We start from the raw sequence: 16,041 nt of genomic DNA, 5'->3' as shown, positions 1-16,041 counted from the left end.
ACTTGCTTACATTAAAGAGAAGCGGGGGCTCTTGGCCCCCGCTTTGAAGTCTCTTAACCCTCACCGTCCTCAGGAACGGTTGGTATTTCAGGGAGTTGGCTGTCGCCGCCTTCCTTACTTTGTTCTACTGCGGCGTCGAGCACCGCATCGTCGCCACGTTTGTTGGCAGCGAACCATCCAAGCAGGAGCGAGTTTGCCAAAAAGACAATGGCAAGCCATTTGGTCGCCTTTGTCAGAAGGTTACCTGCGCCGCGGGCTGTCATCATGCCGCCCTGGCCACCACCGATACCAAGCGCACCGCCTTCAGAACGCTGAAGCAATATGACAGCCACAAGGGCAATCGCAACAATCAGGTGGATGCTTAGTAATACGGTTTCCATATAACCTGTCCTACAAACTCTTTTGCCGATACCCACCAACGACGCTAAGCCGATTATACAAAACTGGCGGACTATTCAAAGCGCGGTTTCTATCTCATGAAGGTAGGCTTTGCCAAGCTCAAATTACAGGCAAAGCCTACATTAATTTTATTATGGCCGCGATATCAGCGATACGCGTCGATAATACCGTTGAAGTCTGCGGCCTTCAGGCTGGCCCCACCAACAAGGGCACCGTTTACGTTAGCCGCCGCCATCAGTTCAGCAGCGTTGGATGGTTTCACCGAGCCGCCATACAATATAGCAAAACCTTCACCAGCATCACCAAAACGCTCAACAAGCGATTTTCTGATCGCCGTATGGACCTCGGCAACGTCTTCAACTGTTGGCGTGCGGCCGGTACCGATTGCCCAAACAGGCTCATAAGCGACAATAGTATTTTCCGCTGTCGCGGCATCCGGCAACGATTGACCGATCTGGGACAACACGACCTCAAGCGTCCGCCCGGCATCCCGCTCTGCCTCGGTTTCGCCAACGCACACGATAGCTTTCAGGCCTGCACCAAGTACCGCAGCAGCCTTCTGTGCAACCAGCGCGTCCGTTTCTGCATGATCCGCACGGCGCTCCGAATGACCAACGATGACGTAGCTGGCGCCAGCATCTCGCAACATCTCTACGGAAATATCACCCGTGTGAGCACCACTTGCCGCCGTATGGCAATCCTGTGCGCCGATAGCAATACCGGTATAACCAGCCGTCGCAAAGGCCGATACCAAGGTAAACGGCGGGCAGATAAGCACATCGCAAGCAGCCTTGCCGCCTTCTTTCAGCATGGCAGCAAGTGCTTCAAGTTCAGCCTGACTGGACGCCAGACCATTCATTTTCCAGTTTCCTGCAACAAGGGCAGTCGGTTTCATATTGGGGCCTCATTATGGATTTTTATATAGATATTATGGTGCGCTAAGTAGCAAATTGACAGAAGGATGACTAGGCTTTCCGGCCCCGATGTCTCAATACCCTGCCCCTCTATACAATGATATCCCCGTTTTCTCCTATTTCCCTTGTTGCGAGGGCGAAAAACCATGCTTATGATGCGCGCCCTAAAGCAGGTGGCAAAAATCGGCCATCAAAAACCATAAGTAGCGTATTACCGACGGGAGCACGGGTGCATGCTGTTCAATCTTCGTGGGGCACTGGACTCCATTTTTGTTAAAGTCCTTCTGGGTTTGCTGATCGCGGCCTTCGCCATATGGGGCATTGGCCCTGGTATGTTGGCGGGCAGCACCAGGACCGTTGCCAAAGTTGGTGATACCGACGTATCGACCCAGGTCTTTGCCAATGCCGTGCAGCGGCAGGCGCGTCAGCTGCAACAGCAGTTTGGCGGGCAAATGAGCACTGAAGAGATAATCAAGCTCATGAACCTGGACTATCAGGTATTGAACCAGATGGTGTCCGACGCCGCCATTGCCGAACACATGCGCGACATGGGTCTGCGCGCGACAGAGGTTCAACTCGCAAAGGAAATTCGCACCTTCGAGGCATTCCAGGCACCCGACGGCAGCTTTAGCCCCGAGATGATGGAACGGGCACTGCAAAGCGCCGGCTTTTCCAAATCCGAGCTATATTCTGACCTCCGCCGCGGGATCGCGCGCAACCAGTTGATGGGAAGCATGGGCGCCAGAACGCTGCTTCCACGCGCCTTGGCTGAAGAGCTTTATGTCTGGCAGGCTGAACGCCGCCGTGCCGCGATGATCAACTTCTCGGCCAGCGACATTACAAACATTGCTGAACCAACGACAGAAGAGCTTCAGGCCTACTATGACGCCTCCAAAGCAACTTATATGACACCGGAGCGCCGCAGTTACCGCTACATCATGCTTACCCCCGCCCAATTCACCGACAAGGTTGAGTTGATCGAGGATGATATAACCGCAGCCTATGAGAGCCGCCGCGACGAGTTTGTAAAACCCGAAACCCGCAATCTGCTGCAGGTAAGCTTTCCCACCGAGGCAGAAGCGCTGGCATTCATATCCAATGTCGAGGGCGGCACCGACTTCGCGACTGCGGGCGCCGAAACTACGGCTTTCACCAAGGAAGAAATCGCACTTGGCGCCAATAGCTATGATGATGTCAGCACCGGCTTCGATAGCGACGCAGCTGAGGCTGTATTTGCCTTGGAAGACGGCGCGATGACCGCACCAATCGAAGGCATTGCTGGTTGGAGCGTCTTCAAGGTGGACGGCATCACACCTGGCAGCACCGTGAGCATAGACGACGCCCGCGCCGAGATTGAAACTACCCTGCGTGAAGAACAGGCTGTCGATTTGATGTTCGATTATCTGCCTGAGCTTGAAGACGCTATCGCGGAAGATGGGGCCCTTACCCCTGTCGCCAACAAGCTTGACCTGTCGCTCGCTACGGTCACAGGCATTGACGCTCAAGGTAAAAATGCAGCGGGTGAACAAGTGGTGACCCAGCAGAACGAATATACTGTCATGCAGGAAGCGTTCAGGCTTGAAACCGGTATTGAGCCCATCGTGAAAGACATCGACCCTCGCGATAACACCAAAGGCATCTACCTGGTTGAGCTCTCGGAGGTTCAGGAACCCACCCAACAGAACTTCGAGGACGTCAGCAGCACGGTACGCGCGGCCTGGACAGCCGAGGAAAGCCAGCGCCGTGCCGGAGAAATTGCCGAGGAAGCCAAAACACGTCTGATCGCTGGCGAAGATGCGGAGACGGTCGCGGATGAGTTGGGTGGCACCTCATTTGATGCCAAGAATGTAAGCCGCACGGCAGAAGGCACGTCCGGCCTTTCACAGAACATCCGGCGTCTGATTTTCGACTTGCCGATCGGCGAAGTCGATGCTGAACGTGCGGCTGACGGCAACGGTTACGTCGTGGTACGTGTCGACAGCGTGTCAGCAGGTGAGCCAGCATCCAATAGGGCTGCCGTTGACGCGCTCTATGACCAACTCGTTGAGCAGTTCCAGGCCGAGCTGTTCCAGGAATATCAGGCATACCTGCTTGATCTCTATGAACCTGAGGTACACCGCAACATCGTAGAACAACTGTTCCGCAGCCAAGCTGAGCGGTAAAAGCGTGACCAACTCGGACTCCCCCGGTACAGACAAGGACATAGAGGCGCAAACACGCCTTTATGAGGCTGGTACGCCACAGGTTGTGGCGACGACGCTGGTTGCTGATCTTGACACACCCGTCTCCGCATATCTGAAGCTGGCGGTTGGGGAAAAATATTCCTGTCTGCTGGAATCCGTTGAAGGCGGCGAAAGCCGAGGCCGTTATTCTATTATCGGCCTCCGCCCTGATATTGTTTGGCGCAACGAGGGGGATAAAGTCTCGATCTGCCGTGATGCAGACACTGGCGGCAGCTATGAGACATTGAAGACCAAACCCCTTGAAAGCCTGCGCGCACTGCAACAGGAAAGCCTGATTGACCTGCCACACCCCCTGCCCCCGATGGCCGCAGGGCTTGTCGGATATATGGGCTATGATATGGTCAGGCAGATGGAAAAGCTGACGACGGCAAAGCCAGACCCTCTCGGCTTGGCGACGTCCATCTTCATACGCCCCACCATCATGGCTATTTTTGACAGCGTTACAAACCTGATCACGCTGGTAACGCCCGTGCGCCCGAAAAAAGATGTCGCCGCCTGTGATGCACTGCGGGCGGCCGACGCGCGCCTTGATGCAATGCTGGGCAAGTTGGACAGCCCACTACCACTGTCGCCATCGATCGCAGCACCGGAGATGCAGGACGCCGTCTCGAACACCGGGCGCAAACATTTCTATGAAATGGTGGAACACGCACAGAATTATATCCTCTCAGGTGATATTTTTCAGGTTGTGCTAAGTCAGCGGTTTTCCATGCCGTTTGAGCTGCCGCCATTCTCCTTGTACCGGGCGCTCAGGCGCACCAACCCCTCGCCCTTCATGTATCATCTGGCATTTGAAGACTTTGCCATCGTCGGCTCCAGCCCTGAAATTCTGGTGCGGCTGCGCGATGATGAGGTCACCATTCGGCCGATCGCAGGCACACGAAAGCGCGGTGCGAATCCAGTTGAAGATGCTGCGTTAGCCGATGACCTGCTGTCCGACCAGAAGGAGTTGGCTGAACACCTGATGCTCCTGGATCTCGGTCGCAATGATGTCGGCCGCGTTGCCAAACCCGGCAGTGTAAAGGTAACCGCGCGTAACACCATCGAGCTTTATTCGCATGTCATGCACATCGTCTCCAACGTGGTGGGCGAATTGGACGCCTCGCGTTTTGACGCTATCGACGCCCTTGCTGCCGGCTTCCCGGCTGGTACCGTCTCGGGCGCGCCAAAGGTCCGCGCCATGGAGATCATTGACGAATTGGAAGTCGACGCGCGGGGACCCTATGCCGGTAGTGTGGGCTATTTCAGCGCCAGTGGCGCCATGGATACCTGCATCGTACTACGTACTGCTATCGTGAAAGACGGCGTTATGCACGTGCAGGCAGGGGCCGGTGTCGTAGCCGACAGCAGTGCTGAATCAGAATTTCAGGAATGTGAAAACAAGGCAAAAGCCTTGCTCTCTGCCGCAAAAGAAGCCCTCAGGTTTGCCCGGTCCAACCGCGGTTAACCTGCCATCGCCATAAAGCTATCCAGTACTTCATTGACATACACACCATCCGCAGCCGTAGCATAGACAGCATGTGGTTTGCCTTGAAGCTTCGCAATCAGTGCGGCCGGCCCGTCCGAGGCCTGCGACCAGCCACCGGACGCGAGGATTTCCGGGTCGCCCTCGTGGTTATACCGCCCAAGAGTGCGGCCCCTGAGCCACAGGCTGCCCTTTGTCCCATCGGCCCTGACTTCAAGTCTTGGTCCCTGCATCTCCGCGCTTGCAAAGAAGCGCACAAGCACACCGCTGTTCGATGTTGCAATCGCTGCACCGCCCACGTCTGTTGACAGTCCCGCGCGCCGTTCAAGCATGCATGTGACCGGCGTCAAGCGCCCGGCAAGCAACGTCGCCGCGTCGATTGTATGTGACACAAGGTCCCCAAAGGCTCCGTATCCCATGCGGGAAATATCATCAAACGCTGGCCAGTCATCCAGCCAGCCATCAAGTCGCCCCGTATGACCAAACGTCATGGACAAATGTTTGAGGGTCCCGATCTCACCCGCCGCAATTCTGGCCTGCAGCTCAATAAAAAGAGGGTTGAGCCGCAGAAAAAAGCCCACAGCGAACCGGTCTGCATATGGCTCAGCCAGCGTAGCGATCCTACGTGCATCTTGCGAATTCAATCCGAGCGGTTTGTCCATGTGCACCGCGCTCGCGAGCCCATCAAGGGCACGCAAAACCATGGCATGATCCCGGGTGTCACTGGTAACAAGCGCCAGGTCGATGGGCGGGATATCATCCGGCGTCTGCCAGAGTGCCGCATCAAACTGTGCAGCGACCGACTTGGCATAAGCCTCGTCCCTGCCCCAGACACCAACGACGGCAGCCTCCGACAAAGAAGCCAACAACCGGCTGTTTCCGCGAATATGGCAATGTTCGCAGCCAAGAATGGCTACTGTCAATTTGTCAGTCATCTTTTTCCTGTGCATTAACAAGCCGGGCATGGCGCACTGCCTCGCGGCTGGCGACAATCTGGCTAAGTGGGACAAGGCTAATACCCTTTTTATCCAATGTCTTACGCCATTTCATCAAAGTCCCGAGAGTCACATCATAGGGATGGCAAATGGCAATGGCATACCCGCGCGACCGCGCAATCCGCTCTGCTTTTGCCAATTGTTCGAGAATGAGGCCCTCTTGCCGGACATTATCGAGAAATATGTCACGCGCGATGTAGGGCACGCCGGTAGCTTTTGCGGCCCGAACACCGACGCTTTTTGGCGATGTCAGACTATCCAGAAACAGATGCCCGTCCCGCTTCAGTCGTACCATCACCCGCACCATCGCCCCCGCATTTTCAGTCAACGCGCTCCCCATATGATTATTCACGCCGACATATCCCTCGAAGCGGCTCAAATTCCACTCCAGCCGCCGGTCAAACTCCGCTGGTGTCAGGTCGTTTAACATGGCGTTTGGTCCCGGGTCCGCGTCCGCGTTTTGTGGCTGCATGGGCATATGCACCATAAGCTCATGACCTGCATTTCGAACGAGAGCTGTCTGCGTTGCCAAATTTTCAGCGTAAGGCAAGTAGGAAAGAGTGTAAGGGCCTTGCATTTCAGCAAGAAGTGTTGTCGCGTCTTCCGAAAGGCCCAGATCGTCGATCACAATGGCCAACATCGGTTGCCGGACCAGCGGCCAGTTGGCGGCATAAAGGCGCCAGGCGGGTTCGACAGGCTCCGGCTCGACCTTTGCGGGCTTTTGCTTACGTATTGGCAGAAAGTCGTCAATCTCTCCAATAGGTGCTTCGGACTTCTCACCGTCCATGGCCTCAAGAATGGCAACCACGTCAGCGTCAATTTCCGCGTTGCCTTCGTCCCGCAACATGTCTTTTTCATCATCAAGAACCAAGACAAGGGCTGTGATGCTGGCCAGCACGACCCCCACATAAAGATAGATCGCCGCACGCTTGAAGCGCTGCCAGCGGCTGGGCTTTTTCGTTGTCTGACGCTTGGAATTTAGTTTTTTTTGCCCGAACACGTTCTAATACTTCAGTTAATCTTTTGTCTGCCTGCAATTACCACGATAGCGCCAGTCCAGCATTGACATTCCCCCCGAAAGCCGCATTGTCCAAATGTTTCAAGAATCAGGGGCCCCGGTGAATGTATATTCTGATCGATAATTACGACAGCTTTACCTACAATTTGTACCATTATCTGGTTGAATTGGGGGCAAAAGTTGACGTTTATCGCAATGACCAGATTTCGATCGCCGATGTCGTTTCAAAAACGCCGAAAGGCATCATTATCAGCCCTGGTCCCTGCACGCCGAACGAAGCCGGCATTTGCCTTGACCTCATTGACACAGTCAGGGCCGATATCCCGATATTTGGCGTATGCCTGGGCTTTCAAAGCATCGGTCAGGTGTTTGGCGGTACGGTTTGCCGGGCGCCTTATGTGATGCATGGCAAAACAAGCTGGATAACCCACTCCGGTACCGGGCTTTTCAAAGGACTACCAAGCCCTTATGAGGCCACGCGGTACCACTCGCTCATTGTCGCGCGAGACAACTTGCCTGAATGCCTTGAGATCACAGCAGAGACCGATGATGGCCTTATTATGGGATTGCAACACAGAGACTATCCTTTGCACGGCGTACAGTTCCATCCAGAGAGTATCGCGTCTGATCACGGTCATGCATTGATGAAAAACTTCCTCACCCTCTGCGAAGAAGGTTAAAACCATGTCAGACCTGAGACCCATCCTTGCTAAACTCGCGGACGGCCATTTCCTGGACACTGACGAGGCGCAGGACGCGTTTGACATTATAATGTCCGGCGCTGCGGACCTGGCACAAATGGCAGCCTTTATCATGGCGTTGCGCCTTCGCGGCGAACAGGTTGACGAAATCGTCGGTGGCGCGCGGGTTTTGCGCGCCAAGGCAGACAAGATCGTCGCACCTGCAGGTCATATCGACACCTGTGGCACCGGCGGTGACGGCATTGGGACCTATAATATCTCGACGGCTGCAGCGATTGTCGCGGCTGCAGCTGGCGCCGTGGTGGCAAAGCACGGTAACCGCTCGGTTTCTTCCAAGTCCGGCTCCGCCGACGTCCTCATGTCCCTGGGCGCCAATCTAGAAATGAGCCAGGAAGCAAATGAAGCCAGCCTCAGGCAGCACGGCTTCGCCTTCATGTTTGCCCCATCCCATCACCGGGCCATGCGTCATGTTGCTCCCGCCCGTGCATCTCTTCAATTAAGAACAATATTTAACCTGTTGGGGCCCCTTGCAAATCCAGCACAGGCAAAACGTCAGGTCTTGGGAGTTTTTGACCGGCAGTGGCTACGCCCAATGGCGGAGGTTCTGTCAAAGCTCGGCAGTGAGCATGTTTGGGTTGTCCATGGCAGCGACGGCCTTGATGAACTGACAGTAACCGGCCCGACCTTTGTCGCAGAATTAAAGAAGGGTACCATCCGTGAATTTGAGGTTAGTCCTGCCGATGTAGGCCTGAACACAAGCGATATCAACACCTTGAAGGGTGGAGATGCTGATGTCAATGCGCAGGCTATCCGGGACCTGCTGGCCGGAAGCCCGTCTGCCTACCGTGATATCGTCTTGATGAACACAGGCGCTGCGCTGGTTGTGGCTGGCCTTGCAGGCACGCTGCAAGAGGGTGTGGACAAGGCCCGCGCAACGATCGATAGCGGCAAGGCAAAAAACACACTCTCCCAATGGGTTAGCTTTACACAAGCCAACAGACCGGAGGCTGAAGATGCATGACATTCTAGCCGAAATTTGCGATCGGAAACGCGCGCATGTCACAAAGACAAAGGCTGAAATTCCGCTGTCAGAACAGGAAGATAGAGCAAAATCCAACAGTCTTCCACGCGGGTTTATCAGGGCACTCAAAGCTGCGCGGGCCGCAGACCGGTACGGTTTTATCTGTGAAATAAAAAAAGCCAGTCCATCCAAAGGCCTTATCAGGCCGGATTTTGATCCGGCATCTCTGGCAAGAGCATACGAAGAAGGCGGTGCAACCTGCCTGTCTGTGTTGACAGATATACCATATTTTCAAGGACATAACGATTATCTGGTCGCTGCCAGAAAGGCCTGTTCGCTTCCTGTGCTACGGAAAGACTTTATGGTCGACCCCTATCAGGTGGTGGAAGCAAGAGCACTCGGGGCGGACTGCATTCTGCTGATTATGGCGGCGCTGGAGGACAGCCTGGCGACGGAGCTTGAAGATGCCGCCCTCGGTTTGGGCATGGATGTTTTGATTGAAGTTCATGACAAGCCAGAGCTTGATCGAGCACTTAAATTAAAAAGTGAGCTTATTGGTGTAAATAATAGAAACTTAAAGACAATGGAAGTATCAATCGCCACCACATTATCGCTGGTACCAACCTATGCGGCGACGCGGATAGCCGTGGCGGAGTCTGGCCTTAAATCTGCTGAAGACCTACAAAAATGTGAAGTCGCAGGCGCTGGTTGCTTCCTGATCGGGGAAACATTCATGCGGGAGGCAGATGTAGCCCGCGCCGTGAGGCAACTGCAGAAAACGGGCGGAAAAAGCCCTTGAAACAGTGCAGAAAACGGTGAAAAGTGTGCGAGATATGAGCGGACATTGTGCGAAAAACGAGGGATTCTGTGCCAAAACTGAGCCATCTTGACGACAAGGGTGCGGTCCATATGGTGGACGTTGGCGACAAGGCGGTCTCCTCCCGCACGGCTATTGCCGAAGGCTTCATCGAAGCGCGTAAAGAAACACTCGACCTCGTGTTCAGCGGCTCGCTCCCCAAGGGTGATGTCGTCACCACAGCAAAACTCGCGGGCATCATGGCCGCCAAAAAAACCAGTGACCTAATTCCGCTATGTCATCCGCTGCCTGTCACCAGTGTTACCGTGTCAGTTGACCGCACCGACGACACCAGAGTGCGTTTCGAAGCACGCGTGAAAGTCATGGGCCAGACCGGTGTTGAGATGGAAGCGCTGACAGCCGTGTCTGTCGCCGCCCTCACCTTCTACGACATGGCGAAGGCCGTTGACAAAGCCATGCAGATTGACGGCATCCGCCTGCTGAAAAAAGATGGTGGTATGTCCGGGCGCTATCAGGCCAAGAATTGAGTACAAACACGCACCGCCGAAGCAAAGGACCAAGGGCTATGATCAGCGTTGAAAAGGCTTTTGAACGCATTGTCGCAGATGCCAAGCCGCTGACGACGGAACGCCTGCCAGTTGCCCAGACCTCTGGCCGCGTGCTGGCCGCCCCCCTGGCCGCGCGCCGGTCCCAGCCAGGGTGTGACCTGTCGGCGATGGACGGCTACGCGATCCGAAGCGCAGAGCTGACAGGCGATATGGCGGAACTGGCGGTCGCGGGCGAAAGTGCCGCTGGCGCGCCTTTTCCGGGTGCCCTTACAAGCGGGCAGGCTGTACGTATCTTCACCGGTGCGGCCGTACCGGAAGGCGCGGATCAGGTTATCATTCAGGAGAATGTCGAGCGCCGGGACGACCGTATTTTCACCCGCGAGGCTGCACAGTCCGGTAAAAACATCCGCTTCATGGGTATAGATTTCCTCGACAAACAGATCGTGCTCGATGCAGGGACCTTCATGACCCCAAAATCGATCGGGCTGGCGGCATCTGCCGGGCATAGCCATCTTATGGTGCACCGCGCACCCAAGGTAGCTATCCTGGCAACAGGCGACGAACTCGCCCCGCCAGAACAGAAAAGCTTCGCCCCTCATGAAACGGTAAACAGTACCGCGCCTCAGATTGCGGCCTTGCTCACCGATGCGGGCGCTGTCTGCACCTGTATCGGCCAGGCTGGTGATAGCCTTAAATCGCTGCAGGCGGCGATCAAAAAAGCCAAGGCCGCCGACATATTGATTACCCTTGGCGGTGCCTCGGTCGGCGACAAGGACCTGATGCAGCAAGCCTTGTCATCGGAGGGTATGGAGCTCGGCTTCTGGAAGGTTGCGATGCGCCCCGGCAAACCGCTGATTTTTGGACAAATCGGCGACATGAAGGTCCTCGGCCTTCCCGGCAACCCGGTTTCCGCCTTCGTTTGTGCCCTATTGTTCGCACGGCCGCTCGTGGATCAGTTGATGGGCCGTCCATCCCCCATGCCAACCGGCGTGCCGCTGCCGCTTGCCGCTGACATGCCCGCGAATGGACCACGCCAGCACTATGTCAGGGCACGCCTCATTGGCATACCCGGGCAGCGCGCGCTGGACCCCGCGGTGGATCAGGACAGCAGCCTGCTGTCTGTTCTCTCGCAAAGTGACGGATTGATCATCCGGGCGCCTGACGCCCCGGCCGCCAAAGCCGGTGAATTTGTTCCCTTCCTCCCCTTCTGATGGTTTCTTTTGCCCCGCAGAGCGCAGGCAACGCTTGACAATCATCCAAAAGGTGAACTAAAAGAGAACATACCGAAAACAAAAGGCGGAGAGATCGATGCTCACGGCAAAACAACAGCAACTTCTTGTGTTTATTCAAGAACGCTTGGCTGAAAACGGCGTGTCCCCGTCTTTTGACGAGATGAAAGATGCGCTGGGCCTCAAATCAAAATCCGGGGTACATCGTCTTGTAAACGCCCTTGAAGAACGTGGCTTTATCCGCCGCATGGCAAACAGGGCACGGGCGCTCGAGGTTCTGAAAATGCCGGAGAAACTTTCAGGGACAGCCGCAAGCAATGTTGTGGCTGGCAATTTTGGCAGCGCGGGACCACGTAGCATACCGTCGCGCGACGATCAGGGTGTTGAAATTCCCCTGCACGGCCGCATCGCGGCAGGTACACCGATAGAGGCACTGGAGAACCGGGACAGCTTTGTCTCCATTCCTCCGGGCATGCTGGGCCGCGGTAATTGTTATGCACTTGAGGTTTCAGGCGATTCCATGGTTGAGCTTGGTATTCTTGACGGCGACACTGTCGTGATCGAAAGTACCGACACGGCACGCGACGGCGAAGTTGTTGTCGCCCTTGTTGACCGGGAAGAAGCAACCCTCAAAACTCTGCGCCGTAACGGACAGTTTATTGAACTGGTGCCTGCCAACCGTGATTACAGCACCCAGGTGCTGGAGGCAAAGCGGGTGCAAGTACAGGGTCGCCTTGTGGGTCTGCTGCGGCAATATCACTAGGCCGCGCCAAAACAGTAATCCAGATCAAAGGCCGCGACACGCGCGGCCTTTTGCATTTCAGTAAACATTATACGGCACAGGGCTGGCCTGACCCGGGGCTATTGGGCTTCGTCAACGCCTGCCTTCAATTCAGTGCCATGGCCTTTTGCCTCGCGGTTTGCTCCAGCGAAACCGCATGCCATCGCCGCTGCCGTCTTCCGGGTAATAAATTGCCACCGTGCCCAGATAGTCAAAATTCTCGGCAAAGATATAGACACTCTCCCCCCGGCAAAACATGTTCCAGCGCCTGGGGCCGACCACAATGTCACCTGCTGCACAGGCTTGCCGTAACGCAGACATTGATTTTAGCACCGTCACATACCGCCCACCGCCCAGGCCCGTGCGGCAGGCACTTGCATCACAGTGACGGTGTAGAACACCCGCTTCATGCTCAAGGTCCAGCCCCCAATAGCGACGCCAGTTTTCGTCCCGGTAGCTGTCACGCCTGCCGCCAATGATCTGCAACCTGCCTGAAGCCGCGTCCGCGCGGGCGATCACCCTGCCCTCACGGTCCAAAAGCACATCAGCGGTACGTCCAAATGGCATGGCAAGCAACAGAACATAGGCCATCAGCAGCACTGTAGCGGCCCTGAGGTGCCTGATTACAAGAAGCGCACAGAAGCACAAACTGGCGAGCATGAGATATAGGTCCGACGGCGCCCCCGCACGGTGCACCGCATAGGGGAAGTGCGCAAAATAATTCGCCAGCATGATGACTTGCTCAAGCCCGAGCCCCAGAAATTCAGCCGGCCACGTATGCAAGCCAAACGGCATCAGCACAAGCGTGATAAGCGCAAGCGGCATGATCGCCGCACTCATCAGGGGCACAACAACCACGTTCGCGGCGATGCCGATAACCGACAGCGTCTGGAAATGATAGAGCGCAAATGGCGCAATGGCGACCTGTGCGATCAGGCTGGTGAATGCCATGAAGGCGATAAACCGCAAAAAACGACGGACCGGGCCCGCATCGCCTCTGGCTGTCCAACCACACGCCGACAGCACCTCATATACCGCAATCAAGGCGGCTGTGGCGGCAAAGGACATCTGAAAACTTACACTCAACACAGCCTCGGGCCACAGCAACAGGATTGCAAGCGCCGCCAGTGCAATGCTTCTGAGCGATAAAACCCGCCGATCGGCAAGGACTGCAAGCAAAGCCACGCTGATCATGATAAAAGCGCGGATCGTCGCGATGCCCATGCCCGACAGGAGCAGATAGCCGCACGCCACACCCCACGCGACAACGGCCGCAATTTTTTTTGGTCTGATACGCAGGGCAACAGCGGGGATCGACGCGAACAAATATTCGATAACAAAAAATGCTGCCGCAGTGATCAGCCCCATGTGCAGGCCCGATATGGCCAACAGGTGAGCAAGCCCCGCGTCACGTATCTCGCCAGCTGTTTCCTTGTTAATATAGTGTCGGTCACCAACGGTCAGCGCGACAGCGATCGCCCCCTTCTGGCCAGGCAGAATACGCGTCAATTCGGCGGCCACATACGCCCTGATACTGTTCAGCCTGTCCCGCAGTTCCGTGTCGCTTTGTGTTTTTTTAACAAGGTCGATTCGGGATGCCGCGTAACCCTCAGCACCGATGCCGTCAAAAAAACCAGCCCTTGCAAAGTCATATCCACCGGGGACGACCGGTCCAGAAGGCGGTGACAAAATGGCTTTGAACGATACCGTTGCCCCGCGCGTGAGGTCATCTGGCGTTTTAGTCCGCACGATCAGGCGCACCCTGCGCGGCAAGCCCGCCGTCCTGTCATCCATCACCGTTGGCCTCAGGGTCAGCCGCGGGGCCCGGTCCGGCCGAACGCTGAATTCCTCCACGATACCGGTCAGGGCAACATAATGTTCAGCGTCCAGCCTGGGGGCCACAACGTCCATGATCCGCCAACTCGCCACAAGGCAGGCAAGCAGCGCCATCATCATCAGTTGCACGCCGTAGTGTCGGTGAAGGCGACGCCATATGACGAGGCCCGCAACGAGCAAAACACATGACAGCCAGAACCAGAAACCCGGCGTGGCAACCGGGACCGCAATGTAAAGTGCGCAAAAGATACCAAATGTGATGGTAAGGCCGAGTATGCGCCACTCGCTGTGGCGCCAATCTACCCGCGCGGCAAGCTCCGCCATGGCAACAGGCATTTGTCCCACAATCCGCCTGATATCGGCCACAACAGTCAAGCTCGATACCGCCCATACATCAATTTTTGTCCTTTTTGCCGCAGCACCCTCGACATCTCCCCTTGCGGTTCACATATTACTGACACGTTGCGGGTCATAAGAATATTTTTTTTGCACTGCGGCAATTTGTGTTGTCAGAAAACTTGTGCTACAAGCCAGTCAAGCTTTCTTGACTGGCGTTATTTTACATTCCCGGCGTCGGTATTTTGTTTGAAACAACAAAGGTTTAGTTCCTGAGCATGCAAAAAGACATGCCCAAAGTGGTAACGCGGTTTGCACCGTCTCCAACCGGCTTCCTCCACATCGGCGGAGCCCGGACAGCCCTCTATAATTGGCTCTTTGCGCGCCACCATGGCGGCGACTTTCTGCTGCGCATTGAAGACACCGATCTCAAGCGCTCTACGGATGAGGCAATTGACGCAATTCTTGCTGGCATGCGCTGGCTCGGGCTTGACTGGGACGGTACCGCCATCAGCCAGGCGTCCCGCGCAAATCGGCACCAGGAAGTCGCCCTCGCGATGCTGAAGAACGGCAAGGCCTACCGCTGCTACGCAAGCGCAGAGGAACTGACCGAAGCACGGGAGGCGGCGCGCACAGAAGGTCGTAATTTCCGGGGTGACCTGTGGCGCGACCGCGACGCAAGCGAAGCCCCCGAAGGCGCACCCTATGCTGTACGCATCAAGATGCCGCGCGAAGGCGAGGTTACCATTCGCGACGCGGTCCAGGGTGATGTGACCGTCAAAAATTCGGAACTGGATGACATGATCATCCTGCGCTCCGACGGAACGCCAACTTATATGCTGGCAGTTGTCGTTGATGATCATGACATGGGCGTGACCCACATCATTCGCGGCGACGACCACCTGAACAATGCGTTCCGTCAGTACCAGATTTATGAGGCCATGGAATGGGATGTGCCGGTGTTTGCCCATATTCCGCTTATTCATGGCCCTGACGGCAAAAAGCTATCGAAACGTCACGGCGCCCTCGGCGTGGAAGCTTATGAAGAAATGGGCTTCCTGCCTGAAGCCATGCGCAACTATTTGCTGCGGCTGGGCTGGAGCCACGGTGATGACGAAATCATCTCGACAGAAGACGCCATCAAATGGTTTAATCTGGAGAGTGTCGGCTGCGGCCCTGCCCGGTTCGACTTTGACAAGCTGGATAACCTGAACGGTCACTATATTCGTGAAGCTGATGCAGATCGCCTCTTGTCTATTGTTAAAAGCGAACTAGAAAATAACCTGAGCCGTACGCTCGAGGAGACTGAAGTAGCGCGCCTGTCGCGCGCGCTGCCGTCGCTGGCTGAGCGGGCAAAGAGATTGCCTGAACTCACTGAAAGCGCGTCTCTTTTTTGTAACACACGCCCGTTAGATGTAACGGACAATGCCGCCAAGCAACTGACCGGTGATGCCCTGCCAGTGCTTGAGAAAGTGGCAAACGAATTGGAAGCTGTCACCGAGTGGTCTGCACCGGTGATTAAAGCGGCCATTATGTCTTTTGCTGAAGCAGAAGGCCTTAAACTTGGCAAAGTGATGCAGCCGATACGGGCCGCCGTGACCGGAGGGAAACAGTCCGGCGATCTGGTGGAAACCCTGGAGATATTAGGCCAGGGCGAGACCATCGGCCGCTTGAGGGACCGCGTTGCCGCGTAATCCTTTAGTCTGTAGTGGCAGACATTTGATTTTTGAGAAGGAGT

At 55.8% G+C, this 16,041-nt stretch carries 14 protein-coding genes; 9 read left to right on the top strand and 5 right to left on the bottom strand.

What is annotated here, in order from left to right:
- Positions 1 to 53: 53 nt before the first annotated feature.
- Positions 54 to 380, bottom strand: coding sequence for a preprotein translocase subunit SecG (gene secG / locus OEU85_RS11480; protein ID WP_262691616.1), 327 nt, complete (start codon positions 378 to 380; stop codon positions 54 to 56).
- Positions 381 to 544: 164 nt separating this feature from the next.
- A complete protein-coding gene (tpiA, locus tag OEU85_RS11475; protein ID WP_262691615.1) occupies positions 545 to 1,294 on the bottom strand; it encodes a triose-phosphate isomerase in 750 nt (249 codons plus the stop codon).
- Between the two features lie 252 nt (positions 1,295 to 1,546).
- On the opposite strand from tpiA, the gene OEU85_RS11470 reads away from it, so the two are divergent.
- Both OEU85_RS11470 and trpE read left to right on the top strand, forming a co-directional pair.
- Positions 1,547 to 3,475 (top strand): SurA N-terminal domain-containing protein, encoded by a 1,929-nt coding sequence (locus OEU85_RS11470; protein WP_262691614.1) that lies wholly within the window; start codon positions 1,547 to 1,549, stop codon positions 3,473 to 3,475.
- A 4-nt stretch (positions 3,476 to 3,479) separates the two neighbouring features.
- On the top strand, positions 3,480 to 5,003 hold the full coding sequence (trpE, locus tag OEU85_RS11465) for an anthranilate synthase component I (RefSeq protein ID WP_262691613.1): 1,524 nt from the start codon (positions 3,480 to 3,482) through the stop codon (positions 5,001 to 5,003).
- On the opposite strand, the gene OEU85_RS11460 is transcribed toward trpE, so the two are convergent.
- Complete coding sequence (locus tag OEU85_RS11460) at positions 5,000 to 5,956, bottom strand: Gfo/Idh/MocA family protein (RefSeq protein ID WP_262691612.1); 957 nt, start codon at positions 5,954 to 5,956, stop codon at positions 5,000 to 5,002. The two genes, trpE and OEU85_RS11460, sit on opposite strands and share 4 nt — an antisense overlap.
- Positions 5,949 to 7,016 carry a divergent polysaccharide deacetylase family protein gene (locus OEU85_RS11455; protein ID WP_262691611.1) on the bottom strand — a complete coding sequence of 356 codons (1,068 nt, stop codon included), beginning with the start codon at positions 7,014 to 7,016 and terminating at the stop codon, positions 5,949 to 5,951. Before OEU85_RS11455 ends, OEU85_RS11460 begins: the two co-directional genes overlap by 8 nt.
- Positions 7,017 to 7,138: 122 nt before the next feature.
- Between OEU85_RS11455 and OEU85_RS11450 the strand changes: the two genes are divergently transcribed.
- From OEU85_RS11450 to lexA, 6 genes are all read left to right on the top strand, one after another.
- Positions 7,139 to 7,714 (top strand): anthranilate synthase component II, encoded by a 576-nt coding sequence (locus OEU85_RS11450; RefSeq protein ID WP_262691610.1) that lies wholly within the window; start codon positions 7,139 to 7,141, stop codon positions 7,712 to 7,714.
- A 4-nt stretch (positions 7,715 to 7,718) separates the two neighbouring features.
- On the top strand, positions 7,719 to 8,756 hold the full coding sequence (gene trpD, locus OEU85_RS11445; RefSeq protein WP_262691609.1) for an anthranilate phosphoribosyltransferase: 1,038 nt from the start codon (positions 7,719 to 7,721) through the stop codon (positions 8,754 to 8,756).
- Complete coding sequence (gene trpC, locus OEU85_RS11440) at positions 8,749 to 9,555, top strand: indole-3-glycerol phosphate synthase TrpC (protein WP_262691608.1); 807 nt, start codon at positions 8,749 to 8,751, stop codon at positions 9,553 to 9,555. Before trpD ends, trpC begins: the two co-directional genes overlap by 8 nt.
- Positions 9,556 to 9,623: 68 nt before the next feature.
- On the top strand, positions 9,624 to 10,100 hold the full coding sequence (gene moaC / locus OEU85_RS11435; protein WP_262691607.1) for a cyclic pyranopterin monophosphate synthase MoaC: 477 nt from the start codon (positions 9,624 to 9,626) through the stop codon (positions 10,098 to 10,100).
- A gap of 38 nt (positions 10,101 to 10,138) precedes the next feature.
- Entirely contained in the window at positions 10,139 to 11,332 is a 1,194-nt protein-coding gene (locus OEU85_RS11430) for a molybdopterin molybdotransferase MoeA (RefSeq protein WP_262691606.1), read from the top strand.
- A 97-nt stretch (positions 11,333 to 11,429) separates the two neighbouring features.
- Positions 11,430 to 12,113: a transcriptional repressor LexA gene (lexA, locus tag OEU85_RS11425; RefSeq protein WP_262691605.1), complete on the top strand. Its 684-nt coding sequence runs from the start codon at positions 11,430 to 11,432 to the stop codon at positions 12,111 to 12,113.
- 129 nt (positions 12,114 to 12,242) lie between these two features.
- On the opposite strand, the gene OEU85_RS11420 is transcribed toward lexA, so the two are convergent.
- Positions 12,243 to 14,333 (bottom strand): ComEC/Rec2 family competence protein, encoded by a 2,091-nt coding sequence (locus OEU85_RS11420; RefSeq protein ID WP_262691826.1) that lies wholly within the window; start codon positions 14,331 to 14,333, stop codon positions 12,243 to 12,245.
- Between the two features lie 260 nt (positions 14,334 to 14,593).
- On the opposite strand from OEU85_RS11420, the gene gltX reads away from it, so the two are divergent.
- Entirely contained in the window at positions 14,594 to 15,997 is a 1,404-nt protein-coding gene (gene gltX / locus OEU85_RS11415; protein ID WP_262691604.1) for a glutamate--tRNA ligase, read from the top strand.
- The last annotated feature ends 44 nt before the right edge of the window (positions 15,998 to 16,041 follow it).

The organism is Kordiimonas aestuarii, assembly GCF_025574465.1.
Taxonomy (GTDB): Bacteria; Pseudomonadota; Alphaproteobacteria; order Sphingomonadales; family Kordiimonadaceae; genus Kordiimonas; species Kordiimonas aestuarii.
This window is presented reverse-complemented; position numbering and strand designations above follow the sequence as displayed.